The following is an 18241-nucleotide window of genomic DNA, read 5'->3' as shown; positions in this document are numbered from 1 at the left end:
TATTATGAATCAATATAGTATCTTTGAAACAATAATACTTTTTTTGTTTCCTTGTTGTCAATATTGTTTTTGAGAATATTTATTTCATCGTGATTAATTGTTATACTGAGTTCAGGTTGTATAAAGGAGGAATAGCGGTGACCCGTTCTTCGAAAATTGAATCAAATACGTCAGAAAACATAGAAAAAGAATTTTTGCTTCAGGACATGATGCGGCAAGTCGCAAATTTACAAAAACGATTTCAATCGGAAGGTGAAGATGAAGAAAGGAGCTGGATGATTTCAAAAGCCAATGATGCTAAAATTGTTGATTTCCTAAAGGAATCCACAGTCATCATGCTTCATGTGCTAGATGCCATTGGTGAGTTAGAGCCGGTAAACGGTATAACAATTTCAAAGCAATTCGGCATTCCAAGAGGCAGCGTCTCGAAGATCACACGTAAACTGGTAGAGCAACAGATGGTTCAGTCTGAAAACCTTCAAGACAATAAAAAAGAGGTATTGTTTCGTTTAACCTTATTAGGACAACAAGTTTTTAAATTACATAAGCAATTGCATCTTCATATTGAACAGAATGTGCGGCATTTCCTGAGCAGGTATGACCTAGATCAGATGCAGTTTCTTGTTCAGTGCATGAGAGATACTTCAGAAGCGTCATGGGTTCAGATGGATACTTTTACAGAAGAGCCTAAAAAAGATGATGAAAGTCAGACCGGAACAACAAGCTTGGATCAAGTACCTCAAGAGCTATTAACTGTAAGTGAAATTCTTAATATGCTTCAACAATTAGATGAGCGGAATCTGAATAAAGCGAAGAAATTAATTCAAGTCGCGTTTTTTGATTGAAGAGAAGCATTTACGGGGTAGTTATTTTTAATAAGAAGCAGCGAGAAAACCTTGTACTCATGTGAGCAGTGGTATAATAATGCGTAGCAGGCCAACAATCAGAGATATTCACTACTGAGTTCAAGAAAAGATGTGATGATGCGTTGCATAAGTATGGATCAGTTATTCGGCAAAAGAGCGTTTTTTTACTAAACAAATATTTCACAGGCAGCTCCATGGATTATAAGCAAATTTTCGCTATTATCATTCCGATATTTGTGGATTCAGCTTTCATTGTTTTGATGAGCTTGATGAATACAGCGATGATTAGCTCTTCTGGTGTTGCAGCGGTCAGTGCTGTGAGTATGGTAGATTCAATCAATATGTTCATTATTAATCTGTTTGTTGCTGTTGCGACAGGCGGTACAGTTATTGTGGCGCAATACAAAGGTAATGGAAACAATGAGATGGTATCCAAGGCTGCATCGCAAGCGATTTCTGCTGTGGCCATTGTATCCATAGTAATTAGTGTGTTCGTTATTCTATTTCATACATCGGCTTTGAATCTTCTGTTTGGAAATGCGGATGCGGATGTATTCCGCAATGCAAAAATTTTTCTGATAGGGAGTTGTATTTCTTATCCGTTTATTGCCATTTACCAAGCGGTGACGGGTGTATTAAGGGGTGTTGCGGAGACCAAGGCTTGTCTGCTCTTATCGTTAATTTTGAATCTATCTTATTTTATTTTGAACATTGTGCTTATTAAAGCGTTTGATATGGGTGTCGTTGGGTTGTCGATTTCTTTGATTCTAGCAAGAGTATTGGGAATGACAGCTTCACTCATCTATTTGTTGAAATATAATCAGACCCTACGTTTTAAAATAAGCAATGCATTGCGAGTTAATTTTTCGATATTAAAGAAGATTATGTTCATCGGTGTTCCTTTTGCAGCAGAGCAGATGTTTTTTAATGGAGGAAAATTATTAACCCAGACGTTTATCGTACAATTAGGGACGCTGGCGATAACGGTCAATGCGATCAGCAACTCCTTATCGATGCTATTTCAAATCGGAGGAACTGCACTTAGCGTTGCCGTTGTAACGGTAGTCGGACAATCTATGGGCGGAGGGAACATTAAGGATGCAAGGAAGTTTATAAAATCCTTTATGGGACTATCCACGCTGTTTTTCGTGCTAATAACGGCTATCATATTGCCATTTTTCCCTATGCTCGTTAGTATGTACGCTCCGCCGAAAGAAATTGTCCCGACAATATTTTCGCTAATTTTGCTGATATCGATTGTTCAACCTTTCCTATGGTCATTGAGCTTTATTATGCCATCGGCATTGCGCGCAGCCGGAGATTCCAAATTCACTTCAGTCTCATCGCTGCTTTCCATGTGGCTGTTCCGAATTATTCTCGGTTATATTCTCGGCATTACCCTTCAATTTGGGCTAATGGGTGTATGGCTGGCTATGGTCGCAGAATGGGGCATACGCGGATTGGTTTTTGCATGGCGGTTTAAAGGGGATAAATGGTACAGACATAAGCTCATATAGAATGGTATGGAAAACATCTTAAATGAGAATCCTTTCGCTTTCAAGTGAATGGGTTCTCATTTTTGTTCTTAAATAGTAAAATTATACTATTCATTCCCGCCAGCCTATTTGACTATGCCATATTGACGAGCTTCATTCTTTTGGGAGGAGCAGGAAAGCAGAAATCAGGTTGAAAAATGGGAGGTTCCGTATGGTTGATAAGATCGTGATGATTACAGGAGCAAATTCGGGGATTGGTAAAGCGGCGGCTTATCGATTTGCGAATGAAGGATATCATGTAGTCATGGCATGCCGCAATATGGATATAAGTAAAGCCGTACAAAAAGAGATAATAGAAGCTTCAAACCATGCTAAAGTGGACCTAATGGAGTTAGATATTTCTTCTTTTCATTCCATTCACGCCTTTTGCTCAGCATTTAAAGCGAAATACCCGCGTTTGGACATCCTGATCCATAATGCAGCTTATCTAAGTCACGGCGAAAAGGAATATAAGCTAAGCCCCGAACACATCGAATTATCATTTGCTACGAATACTTTTGGCCCCTTTTTAATGACTAAATTATTAGCAGATCATCTTGAAAAATCACAAGATCCAAGAATTCTTAATGCTTGCACTACTAATATAAAGAACTTCTTCGACCCGAAAAGAGCAATCGACTTCGATAATTTACGTGGTGAATTCCGAACTACGCGTCGTTATAATGTATATAAGATGTATGGGGATTCGAAAATGGCCCTATTGATCTTAACCTTCAAAATGGCAGAGGAATTAAAGAGCCGAGGGATAAAGGTTAATGCTCTTCAAATTAACCGTGTCAAACTTTCAAAGGAAACCATAAAAAAAATGCGTTCTTTCTGGAAAGTGCTTGCTTGGGCTCAAAATCTGACCAATCCGCTGCCAACCGGCATGGCAGATAGTTATTTTCATATTTGTACCTCGGAAGAATTTCGTGATGTGACAGGCCAGCTCATTAATCATAAAAGAGAAGTGGTTCTGCCATCTGTCAGTGAAAAGGGATTTGCACAATTGAAAAATATATTCGGCTCAGGAAGTTACCCCAAATACGCGAGTGATTGTGAAAATATTGAAAAAGTATGGTTAGTAAGCACGGAGTTGACGAAGAACTTGAAATTTTGAAAAGAGGGGTTCCAATGACGATATTGAATCAACTAGCTTCGCAGCAGAACCACAAGGACGAGCAGCCTAATATAGAATTGGCTCAACAATTGATCGACGATAATCAGATAGGCGGCGTACAAGAAGTTATTGAGAATTTAATGAATAAGAATAAAAAGATACAGCATGACTGTATCAAAGTTGCATATGAGATTGGTGCACGAAAACCAGAGCTGATCAGTCCGCATGTGTCAATCTTTATCAGCTTACTGAAAAGCCGTGATAATCGAATGGTTTGGGGAGCATTTACAGCGTTATCGGCTATTGCTGAGATCTCATCTTCTGCAATAATGGATCATTTAGAAACATTGTTTTCCACGATTAAAGAAGGCTCTGTCATAACAGTGGATCAAGGCATACTAACGCTGGCGAAGCTGGCATCTGTGGATCGCTCCAATAATGAACGTATTTTCCCTTTTTTACTTCAGCACTTAGAAACCTGCAGATCCAAAGAAGTTCCCCAGCATGCGGAGAGCACCTTGATCGCTGTCACGGACGACAACAAACCGTCCTACGTCAATGTGCTTAATCAAAGAGAACCTGATCTTACGGAAGCCCAGTCGAAGAGAATCAAAAAAATTTACAAAATCCTTTCCAAATAAATAGCTCAAACAATGGGACTGCCTCTCAGATCATTTGATCTTGTGAGACATTCCCTATTCTATGATTTATGCATCTGTTTCTACTATTACATTGTTTTATTTAAGTTAGTCATCTTGTGAACGGTTTTAATTGATTTACTATACACCATCAGGATGTACAGAATATCCAGCAAAAAGATCATGATATACATGACTGTTAATAGAATGGAAAGCGGATATAGCGAATAGCAGAGGATCGATGCGAACAGCGTGCCTATCATTTTAAAATAAGCGATAGAGAGAGATTGTCCTTGAAGCTCCTTGGTAAAGAGCATCTTTATGAACAGAATCGACATCATTAGATTGATGCCAAAGGCTGAATAAATGCCCATTTTATCATGAAATTCGATCGACATACTATAATGAAGCGTGAAAGCGATAAGGAGCAAGGCGAATACGGAAGCACGTAGTATTTCTTTGGGATATAAGCCTTTGGAATAGTAGAAATATTGAAGCAGTATGATGCAGTCTAATAAAAACCATATCAGCGTTACGACTTGCTGAAGCGGATGGAACGGAATGAAAAAAGTAAATAGAAACTCCCAAGTAATGTTTGCACATATAGATGCCAAGGGCATTCCACAGGACTGATCCTTAAATCCTTTATAAATGACGAGAATATAGACGATAGTCCAGAAAATAGCTACTCCAAACAGGAGAATATAGATTAATATAAGCGGTAATGAGTGCTCCATAAGCCGTAATCACATCCATTTCGAAGATTTACTTATCTACAGCATGAAAATAGCTTGTCTATATATATGAAAGATATAATGCTAATAGACCATTGGATCTCATATTCAAATCCTCAAGTCTGTGTTTGAACATTAGGGGAGCCTTGCAGCAGCAGGCAAGAATTGCACGGCACCCGAAAGCTGTAAACCTTAAGATAAAGATGAAAGGAGGGGGATATGTGGATTGGCTGGAGAGGATGAATCGAGCACTGGATTATATAGAGGAGAATCTTGACGGTGTTATAGACAATCAGCTGGCGGCACAACTGGCTTTATGCTCCGTCTATCATTTCCAAAAGGTTTTTTCGATTATTACGGATATCCCGCTGGCAGAATATATTCGACGCCGCAGATTAACAATGGCCGCTTTCGATATTCAGCATAGCGGAGCTAAAATAATTGATATTGCATTAAAATACGGTTACGAATCTCCAGAAGCGTTCGCACGTGCTTTTCATGCGCTGCATGGCCTTACGCCGACCTTGGCGCGCGGAGAAGGAGTCATGCTAAAAGCGTATCCCAGGCTCTCTTTTCACATCTCAATTCGTGGAGGTATAGCTATGGATTACAGGATCATTAAGAAGGAAGCTTTCACCGTTTATGGAATCGATCAAGTATTTACAGCGGAGCAAGACGAAAATTTAATTGCGATACCGCAATTTTGGATCGACTGCGAGCAGGATGGGAGATTAGAGAAGCTTGCCTTGTCATCACAAAAGGACGGGAAAGGTGAGCCAGGTTCAATTAACGCTCTATGCTGGAGTAATGAAGGCAGGATGGATAGTTCCTTTCGATATATGTTATTCAATTACATGACAGATCATTGCAATGCGGAAGGCTATACAGTGCTGGATGTTCCAGCATCAACTTGGGCTATCTTTAGAACAAGGGAGCATTCGCAAGCGGAAACGAGTACGGTCATTCAAGAGTTGACGAAGAGACTCTATACAGAATGGTTGCCAACAGCTTTATATAATAAAGTCGATGACTTTGAGTTAGAAATATATGATGGTAAAGATGAACATTGCTTTTGTGAAATATGGATACGAGTCGTACCTAAGGTATAAGTAGTATTTGAGCAAGGAGTATATGATGGAATAACCCTATGGTTATTCCATTTTTTTATTTTTAAGGGGGGATTTATTGAAGATGAGGCACTGTCATGGCTTCTTTCCGATAGGTGCTAGGTGTCACGCCTATACAACGCTTGAATAGGCGATTAAAAGTATGAATATCCTTGTAGCCCACCATTTCAGCGATCGTACTGATCTTGGATTGTGAGTTGCGCAGCAGCTCCTGGCTTTTTAGAATACGCATATTTTGCAGATAACGATTAAAGCTCTGACCGGTATGTTGATGAAATAAGCGCTGAAGATGACGTTCACTCCAGCGACTTATCTCGGCAAGCCATGCAAGCGTGAGCTCCTGATGATAATGATTATCCATATAATGCAAAAGTTCAATGAAAGCAGCTTGCTTTGGGGCAGGCGCTGGGACTGCTTGAACGACTGAACGTTGAAGAACAATAAGCAGTTGAAGCAGCAAGGCGTACATATAGTCGGTAGATCCAGCTTGTTTAAGGTTATATTCGAGATGCATGGCTCGGAAGAGCTTGTCGAACTGGTCATTGGAATCGAGACAAGAGAAATAGGGAAGCTTGCCGCATTCCATTTCATTCATGAACTGTATCAAATTAATATCGGAAGCGAACGCTTGCATTTTTTGCAGCAGCAATGGTGAAAAGACACAATTAAAAACATGTAGGGGATATTGATTTAGATTTGTAGAGGTTGGCCGAAATACATGTGAAAGACCGATTGGAAGGAAGAACAGCTGGCCTTTTTGTACCTTGCGTACTTCCTCACCAATATGATGAAAGCCTGAGCCTTCAGCGACATAAGCGAATTCAAAGAAATCATGATTATGATAGGGACTCGAAAAGTTTTCCGTGAAGCGATTGACATATAGCTGCAAATCCTTTTGGAAAAAGAACTCCCCGCGCAGCGTTTCAATGGGACGATTCATTCCACACACTCCTGACTGCCTCGCATTACCACTTAAATGTCCGTATTACCTCATGCTGAAGTCCGTATTGCCAGTAATATATGAGATGCATTTTCTTATAATTATAGAGGTAACTACGGCTATATGTGAAGCGAACACGAAAGAATAAAGTTTTTAGAGGAGGAATCATGGATGTTTGAGGTCATTGCATTACGATGCGAGTATCAGGTTAATCCAATTGGAATAGGTGTAACGAAGCCGCGAATTAGCTGGCAGTTGCAATCAGATGATAGGGCAGTCAGTCAAAAGGGCTATCAAATTGAGGTTGCGAGAGAGCTTTCTTTTGAGAATATGATTTGGGAATCGGGCAAGGTCATGTCGGATCAGTCCGTTCATGTCGAGCTGGAGGCATTCACAGCAGAATCATGTAAACGTTATTATTACAGGGTGCGTGCATGGAATCAGAGGGATGACGCATCCCCATGGTCAGAAGCAGCATTCTGGGAAATGGGAGTTTTGACAGCTGAGGAATGGAGAGGAGAATGGATCAGTGCTCCTTTGCAGTTGGTGCCTATATCTTCGGAAACGAGCCCAATGCTGCGGAAGCCTTTTGTTCTTAAACGCAGAGTAAAGGAAGCTCGTTTATACGCGACCGCTTTGGGACTTTACGAGCTTGTGCTTAATGGAGAAAGAGTTGGTGATAGCTACTTTACACCAGGCTGGACCAGCTATACGCATACGCTTCAGACGCAAACGTACGATATTACAGCATTTTTACATGCTGGTGAAAATGTAGTTGGCGCTTTACTCGGTAATGGATGGTATAAAGGCAATCTGGCATGGGATGACAAGAAATGTATATACGGTGATCGACTAGCTTTGTTGGTTCAAATACAAATCGAATATGACAATGGCGAATTCGAGACTATCCTATCGGATGATACGTGGAAGGCCGCTCTAAGCCCCATACTTATGTCGGAAATCTATCATGGGGAAACCTATGACGCACGTTTGGAGCAAAGAGGTTGGGATACAGCTCTTTACAATGATAGCAGCTGGATCAGCGTGGAGACTATAGATCAAGCTAAGCAGATTTTAAAGCCCCAAATCAATGAGCCCGTCCGAAAACAAGAGCACTTAAAACCGATTGCACTGCTAACAACGCCAAAGGGTGAAACGGTTATTGATTTTGGACAAAACATGGTGGGCTGGGTTCGATTCTCCGTAGAGGGGGACGCGGGAACAGAAGTAACTTTGCTTCATGCAGAGGTGCTGGATCAAGAAGGGAATTTCTACACAGATAACCTACGAAAAGCGAAGCAGACGATTAAATATATTCTGAAAGGCGGAGAAAAGGAAACATTTGAACCGAAATTCACTTTTCAAGGCTTTCGCTATGTGCGAGTCATAGGCTTCGCGAATCCGTTAGAGCTGAGTGATTTTACAGGTATCGTCCTTCACTCTGACATGGAGGAGACAGGGACGTTCCACTGTTCTGATCCGCTCGTTAATCAGCTGCAGCATAATATTAAATGGGGTCTTAAAGGGAATTTTCTAGATGTACCAACCGATTGCCCACAGCGGGATGAGCGGTTAGGCTGGACGGGCGACGCGCAAATGTTCATTCAAACAGCCTCCTACCTCTCCAATGCCGCTCCCTTCTTCACCAAATGGTTGCGAGATGTAGAGTCAGATCAGGGGGAGGATGGAGGAGTTCCCTTTGTCGTTCCGCATGTGTTGGGCGAAAATGACAAGTCTTCTGCTGCATGGGGAGATGCCGCCGTTATTTGTCCTTGGACGCTCTATATCTGCTATGGCGACATACGTATATTGGAAGAGCAATATGAAAGTATGAAGGCATGGGTGTCCTATATAAGAAGCCAAGGAGACAATGAATTTCTGTGGAATACCGGCTTTCATTTCGGAGATTGGTTAGGGCTCGATGCGAAACCAGGAGATTATGTCGGGGCAACGGATCGGGATTTCATTGCTACTGCATTCTATGCGTATTCTGTGTCGATTATGGAGAAGACAGCAAAGGTACTGAACAAACATGAGGATGCGGAAGCGTATCGTTTGCTCTATGGCAAGATTCGTTCCGCATTTCAAGCGGAATTTGTCACGCCTGCGGGCAAGCTAGCAGTGCCTACGCAAACCGCTCATGTTCTGGCATTAATGTTTGGTTTATTAGATAGCTTAGCAGAGAAGCGGGCTGTAGATAAGCTGCATGAGCTGCTAGAGCAAAACAAATTCCACTTAACGACTGGTTTTGTCGGCACCCCTTATTTGAACCATGTCCTTACTCAAAATGGTCTTAACGATGATGCCTATAAGCTGCTTTTGCAACAAACATATCCGTCTTGGCTCTATCCAGTGACGAAAGGCGCGACAACGATTTGGGAGCATTGGGATGGCATTAAGGAAGACGGCAGCTTCTGGGATGTTAATATGAACTCCTATAATCATTATGCCTATGGCGCTATCGGTGATTGGATGTACAGAACGGTAGCAGGCATTCAAACGGTTGAAGAAGCGCCAGGCTATAAGCATATTTTAATTGCTCCACAGCTTGGAGAAGGACTTACTTGGGCAGAAGGACAGCTTAAGACGATGTATGGATTGGTTAGCTCCAAATGGGAGAAGCTGGAGAATGGGGAGATATCGCTAGCAGTTACGATTCCGTCTAATACGCGAGCAGAAATTCGACTTCCAGGAGCGACAGCATCTTCAGAAGTAGCAGTGGATGGAGCTGTATGGAATGAGATTGAAGGACTAGAGACCTTAGCGACCTCTACAGAAGGAAATGTAGCATGTATGATTGGATCAGGAACCTATTCCTTTACTTATAAAGCGGTTCTTGCAAAATCAAGCGTATAGTATAAAATAACAGTAGCTATTACAATGACATCAAGGGAGACAGGGACTCATAATGAGTAGTTTAAAATTAGTTGGTGTATTTACCTGTGCCTCTTGCGGACATTTTACATTTGGGGAGCCAAATGAAAGCGGAGCTTTAATGACATGTGTTCGATGTGGTGAAGAAGGTTTCAATGCATTTGATCATGCTTATCTTGCTCATAAAAATCAAAAGTGGGATGATTATGATGAATGGCCCGTAACCTGTGAGCAATGTGCGGGGACGATTGATGATTTTTATATAAAATCATTAGAGGAGCAATTTCATTACTTAATTCTGGATAGAACGGAATCCTTTGCTTATAAAAGTGTATGTCAGGCTTGTCAAAAAAATCTTAACAGTGCTGATTTTGCTGATTTTAATAAGCTGGAATTCTAAACGAAAAGCGATAGTTTGATTCTGTTTTGCCTCCATAAATTGGAGGCTTTTTTTTGTTCTATGGTTAGGAAAGAAAGAAGGGGGTTGTCGAATAAAGGATTATTTTGTATTTTGTAGAATAATCCATGGATGATACCTATTAATTTTACAATCAAACAGGAGGGCATTATGCAGAAAATCAAAAAATGGCTGTTATTTTCGCTGGTACTTATTTTAGGAACGGGATCCTTCGCTTCATCATCATGGGCAAAAACAGGAGATTCAATTAAAAAAATAGTTAATGGAAATCAGTGCCACGTATTTTTGATGCAAAGCGGCAAGCTGGTAATCAATAATTGCTATCTTGAGCCTTTAGATAAAGAGGGTTTTCTTATTCAAGCTAAGGATACAAAATGGAAGGATGTAGCGGTAGGAGATTCTACCATTTATGCCATTAAACAGGATGGGACGATGTGGTCTGCCGGATTCAATGATGTTGGACAATTAGGAAATGGAACGAAAACAAACAAGTTTAACTACTCCAAGCTTTCTCAAATTGGAAAAAATAAGAAGTGGAGTAAAGTATCTGCGAACTACGGCTCAGTTGCTGCAATTGCCGATGATGGCTCACTGTGGACTTGGGGATTAAATACATCTGGGGAACTGGGTGATGGGACGCTCACCAATCGAAGCGTACCTACACAAATAACCAGCGCAAAGGATTGGAAAGAAGTGTATGTCAGCTCATACTCTATGATGGCGATAAAAAAAGACAAAAGCGTTTGGGCATGGGGAGCAACAAGTGAGAAGAGGTTAAATATAAAAACGAATAAAGAAACGATAAATAAACCGACTAAAATATTCGATAATCTCGACTACAAAAAAATATCTGTTGGGAATTTGCATACATTAGTAATTAAGAATGATGGATCATTATGGGGTTGGGGATCGAATTACTATGGTCAATTAGGTGCGAAAGAGAATAGCGGCGGTGCCTTGTTAACGAAAATAAGCAGCGGGAAGTGGAAAGATATATCTGCTTCAGGGGTTTATAGTTTTGCTATAAAAGAGGACGGATCGCTATGGGGGTTTGGTGTAGAAAATATATTAAATTCATTTAGTGAAAATCTCTATGAACGGGATCGTGAGAATCCCAAAATTATGCGTATATCTAATGATAAGGATTGGGATATGATTGGTAAAGGAAATGACAATATCATTAATATGCTCTTCGCCAAGAAGGACGGGAGAGTCTATGTGTCTAGACATAATAAAAATAATGATGAAAATAATAAAAATCTCAATTTGCTAGATGGATATATGAATAAATTAACGATGCGGACAGCAGAGCCGACATCCTCGAAGCTTGTTGTTAACGGTCAGGAAATGTTTTTGGATTCCTATAATATTGCAGGCAGTAATTACTTTAAGCTCCGCGACATTGCTGAAGCACTCAGCGGTACGAATAAAGGCTTTGAGGTTGGCTTTGACAATGCAGCGAATGCGATTAAGTTAACATCCAAGACGGGGGATGCGCAGCCTGCTGCAAAACCAGTAAAATCAGAAAAACAAATCACAAAAGAAGCTGTAATGACGAATTCAAAAGTTTATTTCGATGATAAAGAGATTAAAATGATTCCCTATAATATTGACGGGAGCAATTATTTTAAGCTTAGAGATATTGCGGCTATGATAAAAGCCGATGTCACTTTTGATTTGAAATTAAATGTGATCAGTATTACCACAACAGCGGATTCTAACAAATAATATAGCTTGAAGCAGACATATAACATCAAAAAAGCGTTTTCCAGAGACTCCTCTAGAGAACGCTTTTTTATTGATTATGAGGCTTTACCTACTACATTCGTTCCGTTCTTCGTAATTGTATACGTAATGATATCACCGTTCCAGAAGTGGAACTTCAATACCACCTCACCGTCCTTGACATCCTTAAAGAAATCGGGAAGCAGCTTAATTTCTTTGGTGTCATAAGAAGGCATGAAGGCATAGCCGAATTCTTTGAATGAAGTCCAGTCTTGTGGACCTGCATTACCGCCTGCAGCATAGACAGCCTCCATCGTAGCAAGTTGGTTACCGTTAAAGGAGGTTGGGATAGCAAAGGAATCAGTGGCTCCTTTTGTACTGCTTAATTTCGCTGTATCAATTAGCATGACCTTGAGTTTCCATGCAACACCTTTGTTGAATTTGAGCGTCAATACTGCATTTTCACCGTATTTATTGGAAGCAGTGAGTTTAGTAAGCAGGCTGGCTTTGAGCGTCAGAACATCGCCATTAAGGCTATAGTCTGTACCTGCTTTCAAATATTTTCCGAAAGCGCTAATCGTGGCAAATTTATTGCCGTTCAGGTTTAGTTTAACTTTCGTATCTTTCGTTTTCACCCCTTTTTTAACGTAGATCAGGTCGTTTTCTAGAGTCGCTGAACGCTGCTTTAAACCGGACATCAGCATGCTATGAAGCTCTGAATCTGACCATGTATAAGTCTTGCGATTAAAATGCTGACCATTATCCCACAGCATAGTTGCGATTTTTTTCTCTTTTAAGTAATGGGTTAGATACTCGAAGTACTTCAGCTTCTCACCTTGCTCAATGACGCCCGTATTCTTATCGAAGCCAAGTAGACCAAATTCGCCTAAGATAACCGGAATACCTTTAGCAATAAATGTGTTGTATACATGATCGAAAGTTTCCGAGATATCTTTTTTTGTATCTTTTTCAAATGTGGTGTAACCGGCAATGTTTACGCTAAATGGCCAGTAGCCATAATAATGGACGGTTGCGATTAGATTTGGATCGTTCAGAGCTGTAATCGTATGATAAAGCGCATTCATTCTAGTTTGTGAAGGCGTTGTTTCTAAGGAAGGCAGAACCAACGGTCGCTCCCCATTTTTCCCACCAGAGTTTCTTACAATTTTGTGGAAGGAAGTGTTGAGCTCAGCCAGCATTTCTTCCATCTTCGCTTCATCTGTGCTGCCTCCATCAGTGAAACGAGGCTCATTGATGCTCTCGAACATGAGCTTATCCGATTTATTCTTGAAGCGATCAGCAATTTGGGTCCAAGCTGCATTAAAACGCGCCAGAACTTCATCATGCTTCTTCTCCATTTGGCTTACCCATAACCACGAGTCGTGGTGGATGTTAATCATCACATAGAGCTTAGCATCCAGCGCCCAGCCTACCACCTCTTCTACGCGGTCGAGATAAGCTTTATCAATGTCGTAGCTGGGTGCTTCGCCCATATGCTGATCCCATGTGATAGGAATACGAATGCTTTTATAGCCTTGTTTGGCGATTTTGCTAATAAGCTCTTTCGTTACACGCGGATTGCCCCATGATGTCTCATCATCACCAGTCGCGTCTAATGTATTACCGAGATTCCACCCAGGCTGCATGTCGTCTACATAGGATTGAATCTTCGTTTTGGGCACTGCTTTAACTTGCTGCTCATCCTTGCCGGCTGCAAGAGCAACGGATGAAAACAACGAGAGTAGAAGTGCTGTGACAATGGTTAGAGATAGGAAAGCTTTGTTGATTCGAATAGTCATTGGATTCTCCTTAGTTAAATAAATTGTAGTTGAAAAGTAAAAGCAGTAACAAAAATAACTGCAAGCGCTTTCTATAAAATTAACATAGAATTCCTATCGTAAATACCGTACTAATTAGTGTGAAAATCATATACAAAAACTATTTTCCATAAACACATGTAGTTGGTTCCAAAAATGAACAGCAAGTATTGAATAATATTCATTTACAAATTAAGAAAGGTGAATTTATAGCCGTCAGGGGTCCTTCCGGATCGGGTAAATCAACGCTGCTTTACAATAATCTTTTGAAAAATTTATGTGTTTTTGATAATATCATCCTATCCGCTTACTTTGCGAAAAAAAGCACTCGTAAAAAAGTGAATAACAGGGCTATTGAATGAATGGAGAGAGCAGGTACTGCGGAACTTATGAACAATGACATCTCACAAGCGTCAGGTGGTCAATTGCAAAGAGTAGCTATATGCAGGGCATTAATTAATAATCCTGACATTATTTTTGGTGATGAACCAACAGGTGCACGCAATTCCAAATCTGCTGGTGAAATCATGGGAATTTTAGCGGACATTAATCAATCAGGAACGACCGTTTTATTAGTTACGCATGACGTGATGGTCGCAGTGAAACAGGGTTCGTCTTCTACGTGTGTTGAAACTAGATCCAAGGAGCAGACTATTGAAAAGAAGAATAAGTAAGATAGCCAAGATAAGTAGTGCAGCCATTCTATTGCTAGTAATAGCAGGCTTGATATTTCCCACATGGACACCTTCAATTGATGGCGACAACAACATTAGTTCTTTAGAACAGGTCGATATAAATGGCACAGGACATGAAGTGATGATAAGAGGTGTGGATCAGCGTAATCCGATTGTGATTTTTGTACATGGCGGACCAGGGAGTTCTGAAATTCCTTATGTGACCAAGTATCAAGATTTGCTTGAGAAAAATTTTACAATCGTGCATTATGATCAACGTGGAAGCGGGAAATCCTATCATTTTTTTGAGGACTATTCGAATCTTTCATCCGACCTGCTAGTAGATGATTTGTTGGCATTAACAGATTATATTACGGAGCGATTTGGACAAAAGAAAGTGCTGCTGATTGGGCATTCTTACGGGACATACATCGGGATGAGGGCAGCTGCGAAAGCGCCTGATAAATTTGCTGCTTACATTGGTATTGGGCAGGTTGCGGATCATGTGAAAAGCGAAACGGACAGCTTGAATTACGCTATAGAACAAGCAAAACTTGCCGGTAATTTAAAAGATGCGGAGCAGCTTGAACTGCTTCGTGGTCCGATTGAACAAGGGGAAACGTATACGCCTAGAGCTATGATAAGAAAATATGGCGGAGCAGCAAGATTAATAGATGATAACATGGATTATTACACCGGCTTTCTCTTTCATCCAGAGTATAATTTACTAGATGTCATCCGCTATTTAAAAGGGATTTCGATAACACAGGAAAATTTATTAAAAGAAGAATCGGATAATCCGATTACAAGCATGGTTGATAAAGTAGAAATTCCCGTTTATTTTGTTATGGGACAATATGATTATATGACCTCCGTAAACGCGGCGAGAGAATACTATGATAGGCTGGATGCGCCAGTAAAAGAGTTTGTCGTTTTTGAGAAATCAGCTCATTATCCGCAGTTTGAGGAAAAAGAGCGATTTGCACAATGGTTGAATACTATCTGGAGTCAGTAGGAGCTTCAAGCCCATCAGCGGTTTGGAGTTTTTTTTATTATTGGCTAGTAAAATCTTAATGTTGTATCGGGTAAAAAAGCAACCGCCAGTTAGTTGATGGCGGTTGCTTTGCTAGCTTACTCAATCAGTTGAATGAATTTTTAGCTTACAGGTAACGGAACTTTTTTATCTTTTACGAATTTAACAAATAAAAAACGAACTGTAGGTCCCACAATGATGAGCTGTAGAGGGAGAGCGAAAATAAAATTTTTAAAAACTAAGGATAAGTAGCTTTCAAATAATGAATCTCCACTAAGACCGTTAAAATATGCAGAAGTCCCTAATCCGTAAACGGACATACAAAGAACCATTCCAATTACCATGCAAAGTGAAAGGGATAGAATGACAAATACCTTCTTAGATTTGTCATAGGGTAATGAAAAAGCGACTTTCTTTGCCACTGGACCGACAATAAATATTTCCAATAAGGCAGCAATGATAAAACATAAAATAAATTGAAAAATCATTACTTTTAAGGATATCGTTCCGAACAAGTCATTTGTATATAGATTATACAAAGTCATGAATATGACCATCCCTAAGCACATCATTAAGCCAAAATAAAAATCTTCTTTTTTAGTTGCTGGCAACTTTCATCATCCTCTCTGATTACCTTTGTTATTATATCGATAGAGAAAACCTCCGCATAAGTGAACACTTTGTGAACAATTTGAAGGTTAGTGTTTTTCTGTTTTATTTGATCAATCATTGTTGATACTCAGATCATGTATTCCACAAAGCAAAGACCATGGATAACTATCATAAATGGTGAGTTAGCGATATTGTTCTCTTCAAAATCATCATGCTAAACTAATTAATAGATGTAAATATTAGTAAATGCATAGATTGTAAGTGCAGTAAGAACTCATTGCATCCAAAATGAATGAGAAGAGGAAGGTATCAATGAAAAGGATAGTCGCACTCTCTTTCGTATCCATTTTGTTAGTCGCAACAGCCGCTCTGCTGGTCATTAATCCGTTTGACTTTCAGAAACAAAATAAGGTATCGGAACCTCTGCAAATTAGTCCAACAACTGAAGTTCCTAAAAAAGAAATATCCAATGAAGCAAAGGCTAAAGAGCTTGTTGCCAAAATGAATGACAAGGAAAAGATTGGCCAGCTTGTGATGTATACGCCCACAGATAGAGCAGATTCATTTTCTAGTAAAATGATCAAACAATATTATGTTGGCAGTGCGCTCTTGAACAGACGAATGAGCACCGCCGCAGAGAATGCCCAGTTAAACAATGGATTGCAGCAATTGGCCTCAGAAAATAGATTAGGTATCCCGCTTTTTATCTCAGGTGATTTGGAATATGGCGCTGCTCAAAGAGTACCTGGAGAAGCGACAATTTTGCCTAGGCAAATGGCGATTGGGGCGACTCAAAATATTGATTACGCTGAACAAGCTGCACGTTTGACGGCTATCGAATCCAAAGCAATGGGCTATCATTGGAGCTTCTCGCCTGTAGTGGATGTAAACTCGAACCTTCAGAATCCAGTAATTGGCGTTCGTTCTTTTGGAGAGGATACCAAGCTAGTCAGTGATATGTCTGTAGCAGAAGTGAAGGGCTATCAAAGTGAAGGGATCATATCCAGCGCTAAGCATTTTCCAGGGCATGGCGATACAGGGTTTGATACGCATACGGCATTATCCAAAGTAACTTACAGCGAAGACGTCCTTCGAACCGTACATCTCCCACCATTTCAGGCTGTCATCGATCAAGGGATTGAATCAATCATGACATCACATATTATTATTGAAGCGATTGACCCCGAACTGCCCGCAACATTATCGAAAAAAGTACTAACAGGGCTATTAAGAGAGGATATGGGCTTTAAGGGAATCATAGTCACGGATGCAATGGTAATGGAAGCGATATCGGAAAATTGGGGTGCAGGCGAAGCAGCTGTTATGGCTATTAATGCTGGGGCAGACATCGTTATGGCAAATGGCTCGGTAGAAGACCAAATAGATACATTAGATTCCCTCTATGAAGCGCTGCAAGCTGGCAAGCTGGAGAGAAATCGTATAGATGAGTCAGTGGAACGGATTCTTACCTATAAATTTAAGCTAAACATGTTCGATCATCGCTATGTAGACGTCGATAATGCAACTGAAGTTGTAGGGAAACAAGAGCATTGGGATCTGTCTGAGCGAATTGCTCTCGATTCCATAACGGTGGTGAAGAATGAGAACATTTTGCCATTTAATGCTGAAGACGATAAAACAACTCTAGTCGTAAGTATGGCTTATGCGGATGAAATCGGGGACATGGTAAAAAAGGCAAGCAAGGGCAAGGTGGTTTCTTATCAAGCAGCTGCGGCCACTGGTGAACCGCTTGATGCGACAAAGTCGGCTATTGAAAAGGCAATTAAACTGGCTGAGAAAGCAGATCGCATTATTGTGTTTACGGAGTCCGATAAGGAAATAGCACAGGGACAAATCGATTTAGTAAATGGATTAATGAAAACGGGAAAGCCGGTTGTTGCTGTTTCTCTAGGCAATCCTGGCGATCTATTGGGATACCAGGACGTTAAGGCGTATGTAACAACGTATGCGATGGACAATTGGTACTGGATAACACCAATTCCGCTATCGTGGGATGCTGCTGTAAAAGTCATATTCGGCACCAAGCCTAAGGGCAAATTACCGGTTACATTAAACTCGGATTATCCGCTAAACCTTGGGTTGAGCTATCCTTAGTGGGAGGTATTCT

General features: G+C 40.5%; 14 protein-coding genes and 1 pseudogene. 11 read left to right on the top strand and 4 right to left on the bottom strand.

Annotated features, from left to right (window positions below):
• Positions 1–137 precede the first annotated feature (137 nt).
• The 4 genes from AC0YOD_RS24405 (at position 138) to AC0YOD_RS24390 (ending at position 4162) form a co-directional block, all read left to right on the top strand.
• On the top strand, positions 138–845 hold the full coding sequence (locus tag AC0YOD_RS24405; protein ID WP_475801942.1) for a MarR family transcriptional regulator: 708 nt from the start codon (positions 138–140) through the stop codon (positions 843–845).
• A gap of 215 nt (positions 846–1060) precedes the next feature.
• Positions 1061–2383, top strand: coding sequence for an MATE family efflux transporter (locus AC0YOD_RS24400; protein WP_475801941.1), 1323 nt, complete (start codon positions 1061–1063; stop codon positions 2381–2383).
• Positions 2384–2573: 190 nt separating this feature from the next.
• On the top strand, positions 2574–3521 hold the full coding sequence (locus AC0YOD_RS24395) for an SDR family NAD(P)-dependent oxidoreductase (RefSeq protein WP_475801940.1): 948 nt from the start codon (positions 2574–2576) through the stop codon (positions 3519–3521).
• A gap of 14 nt (positions 3522–3535) precedes the next feature.
• Positions 3536–4162 carry a hypothetical protein gene (locus AC0YOD_RS24390; protein ID WP_475801939.1) on the top strand — a complete coding sequence of 209 codons (627 nt, stop codon included), beginning with the start codon at positions 3536–3538 and terminating at the stop codon, positions 4160–4162.
• Between the two features lie 86 nt (positions 4163–4248).
• On the opposite strand, the gene AC0YOD_RS24385 is transcribed toward AC0YOD_RS24390, so the two are convergent.
• The gene (locus tag AC0YOD_RS24385) at positions 4249–4896 is read right to left on the bottom strand and encodes a transmembrane-type terpene cyclase (protein WP_475801938.1); all 648 of its coding nucleotides are present in this window, start codon (positions 4894–4896) and stop codon (positions 4249–4251) included.
• A gap of 218 nt (positions 4897–5114) precedes the next feature.
• Between AC0YOD_RS24385 and AC0YOD_RS24380 the strand changes: the two genes are divergently transcribed.
• Positions 5115–6002: an AraC family transcriptional regulator gene (locus tag AC0YOD_RS24380; protein ID WP_475801937.1), complete on the top strand. Its 888-nt coding sequence runs from the start codon at positions 5115–5117 to the stop codon at positions 6000–6002.
• A 73-nt stretch (positions 6003–6075) separates the two neighbouring features.
• Here the strand turns inward: AC0YOD_RS24380 and AC0YOD_RS24375 are convergent, their stop codons facing one another.
• Positions 6076–6960, bottom strand: coding sequence for a helix-turn-helix domain-containing protein (locus AC0YOD_RS24375; protein ID WP_475801936.1), 885 nt, complete (start codon positions 6958–6960; stop codon positions 6076–6078).
• A gap of 171 nt (positions 6961–7131) precedes the next feature.
• Here AC0YOD_RS24375 and AC0YOD_RS24370 point away from each other — a divergent pair, with 171 nt between their 5' ends.
• The 3 genes from AC0YOD_RS24370 (at position 7132) to AC0YOD_RS24360 (ending at position 11980) form a co-directional block, all read left to right on the top strand.
• Entirely contained in the window at positions 7132–9816 is a 2685-nt protein-coding gene (locus AC0YOD_RS24370; protein WP_475801935.1) for a family 78 glycoside hydrolase catalytic domain, read from the top strand.
• Positions 9817–9868: 52 nt separating this feature from the next.
• Positions 9869–10234 (top strand): hypothetical protein, encoded by a 366-nt coding sequence (locus AC0YOD_RS24365; protein ID WP_475801934.1) that lies wholly within the window; start codon positions 9869–9871, stop codon positions 10232–10234.
• Between the two features lie 168 nt (positions 10235–10402).
• Positions 10403–11980 carry an RCC1 domain-containing protein gene (locus AC0YOD_RS24360; RefSeq protein ID WP_475801933.1) on the top strand — a complete coding sequence of 526 codons (1578 nt, stop codon included), beginning with the start codon at positions 10403–10405 and terminating at the stop codon, positions 11978–11980.
• A gap of 74 nt (positions 11981–12054) precedes the next feature.
• Here the strand turns inward: AC0YOD_RS24360 and AC0YOD_RS24355 are convergent, their stop codons facing one another.
• Positions 12055–13776: a cellulase family glycosylhydrolase gene (locus AC0YOD_RS24355; RefSeq protein WP_475801932.1), complete on the bottom strand. Its 1722-nt coding sequence runs from the start codon at positions 13774–13776 to the stop codon at positions 12055–12057.
• Between the two features lie 185 nt (positions 13777–13961).
• On the opposite strand from AC0YOD_RS24355, the pseudogene AC0YOD_RS24350 reads away from it, so the two are divergent.
• Both AC0YOD_RS24350 and AC0YOD_RS24345 read left to right on the top strand, forming a co-directional pair.
• Positions 13962–14399: pseudogene (locus AC0YOD_RS24350) on the top strand (ATP-binding cassette domain-containing protein); the annotation flags it as partial.
• Positions 14400–14448: 49 nt separating this feature from the next.
• Entirely contained in the window at positions 14449–15483 is a 1035-nt protein-coding gene (locus AC0YOD_RS24345) for an alpha/beta fold hydrolase (RefSeq protein ID WP_475801931.1), read from the top strand.
• 140 nt (positions 15484–15623) lie between these two features.
• Here the strand turns inward: AC0YOD_RS24345 and AC0YOD_RS24340 are convergent, their stop codons facing one another.
• Positions 15624–16112, bottom strand: coding sequence for a DUF2798 domain-containing protein (locus tag AC0YOD_RS24340; RefSeq protein ID WP_475801930.1), 489 nt, complete (start codon positions 16110–16112; stop codon positions 15624–15626).
• A gap of 313 nt (positions 16113–16425) precedes the next feature.
• Between AC0YOD_RS24340 and AC0YOD_RS24335 the strand changes: the two genes are divergently transcribed.
• Entirely contained in the window at positions 16426–18228 is a 1803-nt protein-coding gene (locus AC0YOD_RS24335) for a glycoside hydrolase family 3 protein (RefSeq protein ID WP_475801929.1), read from the top strand.
• Positions 18229–18241 lie beyond the last annotated feature (13 nt).

The sequence above is a fragment of the Paenibacillus sp. J31P13 genome, assembly GCF_056269295.1.
The sequence above is the reverse complement of the archived record's forward strand: the minus strand, read 5'-3'. Positions and strand labels throughout refer to the sequence as shown.

Excerpts from the sequence above, each read along its gene's own strand:
- AC0YOD_RS24400 (WP_475801941.1), top strand. The coding sequence starts at position 1,061 with ATGGATTATAAGCAAATTTTCGCTATTATCATTCCGATATTTGTGGAT.
- AC0YOD_RS24395 (WP_475801940.1), top strand. The coding sequence starts at position 2,574 with ATGGTTGATAAGATCGTGATGATTACAGGAGCAAATTCGGGGATTGGT.
- AC0YOD_RS24390 (WP_475801939.1), top strand. The coding sequence starts at position 3,536 with ATGACGATATTGAATCAACTAGCTTCGCAGCAGAACCACAAGGACGAG.
- AC0YOD_RS24385 (WP_475801938.1), bottom strand. The coding sequence starts at position 4,896 with ATGGAGCACTCATTACCGCTTATATTAATCTATATTCTCCTGTTTGGA.
- AC0YOD_RS24375 (WP_475801936.1), bottom strand. The coding sequence starts at position 6,960 with ATGAATCGTCCCATTGAAACGCTGCGCGGGGAGTTCTTTTTCCAAAAG.
- AC0YOD_RS24370 (WP_475801935.1), top strand. The coding sequence starts at position 7,132 with ATGTTTGAGGTCATTGCATTACGATGCGAGTATCAGGTTAATCCAATT.
- AC0YOD_RS24365 (WP_475801934.1), top strand. The coding sequence starts at position 9,869 with ATGAGTAGTTTAAAATTAGTTGGTGTATTTACCTGTGCCTCTTGCGGA.
- AC0YOD_RS24360 (WP_475801933.1), top strand. The coding sequence starts at position 10,403 with ATGCAGAAAATCAAAAAATGGCTGTTATTTTCGCTGGTACTTATTTTA.
- AC0YOD_RS24355 (WP_475801932.1), bottom strand. The coding sequence starts at position 13,776 with ATGACTATTCGAATCAACAAAGCTTTCCTATCTCTAACCATTGTCACA.
- AC0YOD_RS24335 (WP_475801929.1), top strand. The coding sequence starts at position 16,426 with ATGAAAAGGATAGTCGCACTCTCTTTCGTATCCATTTTGTTAGTCGCA.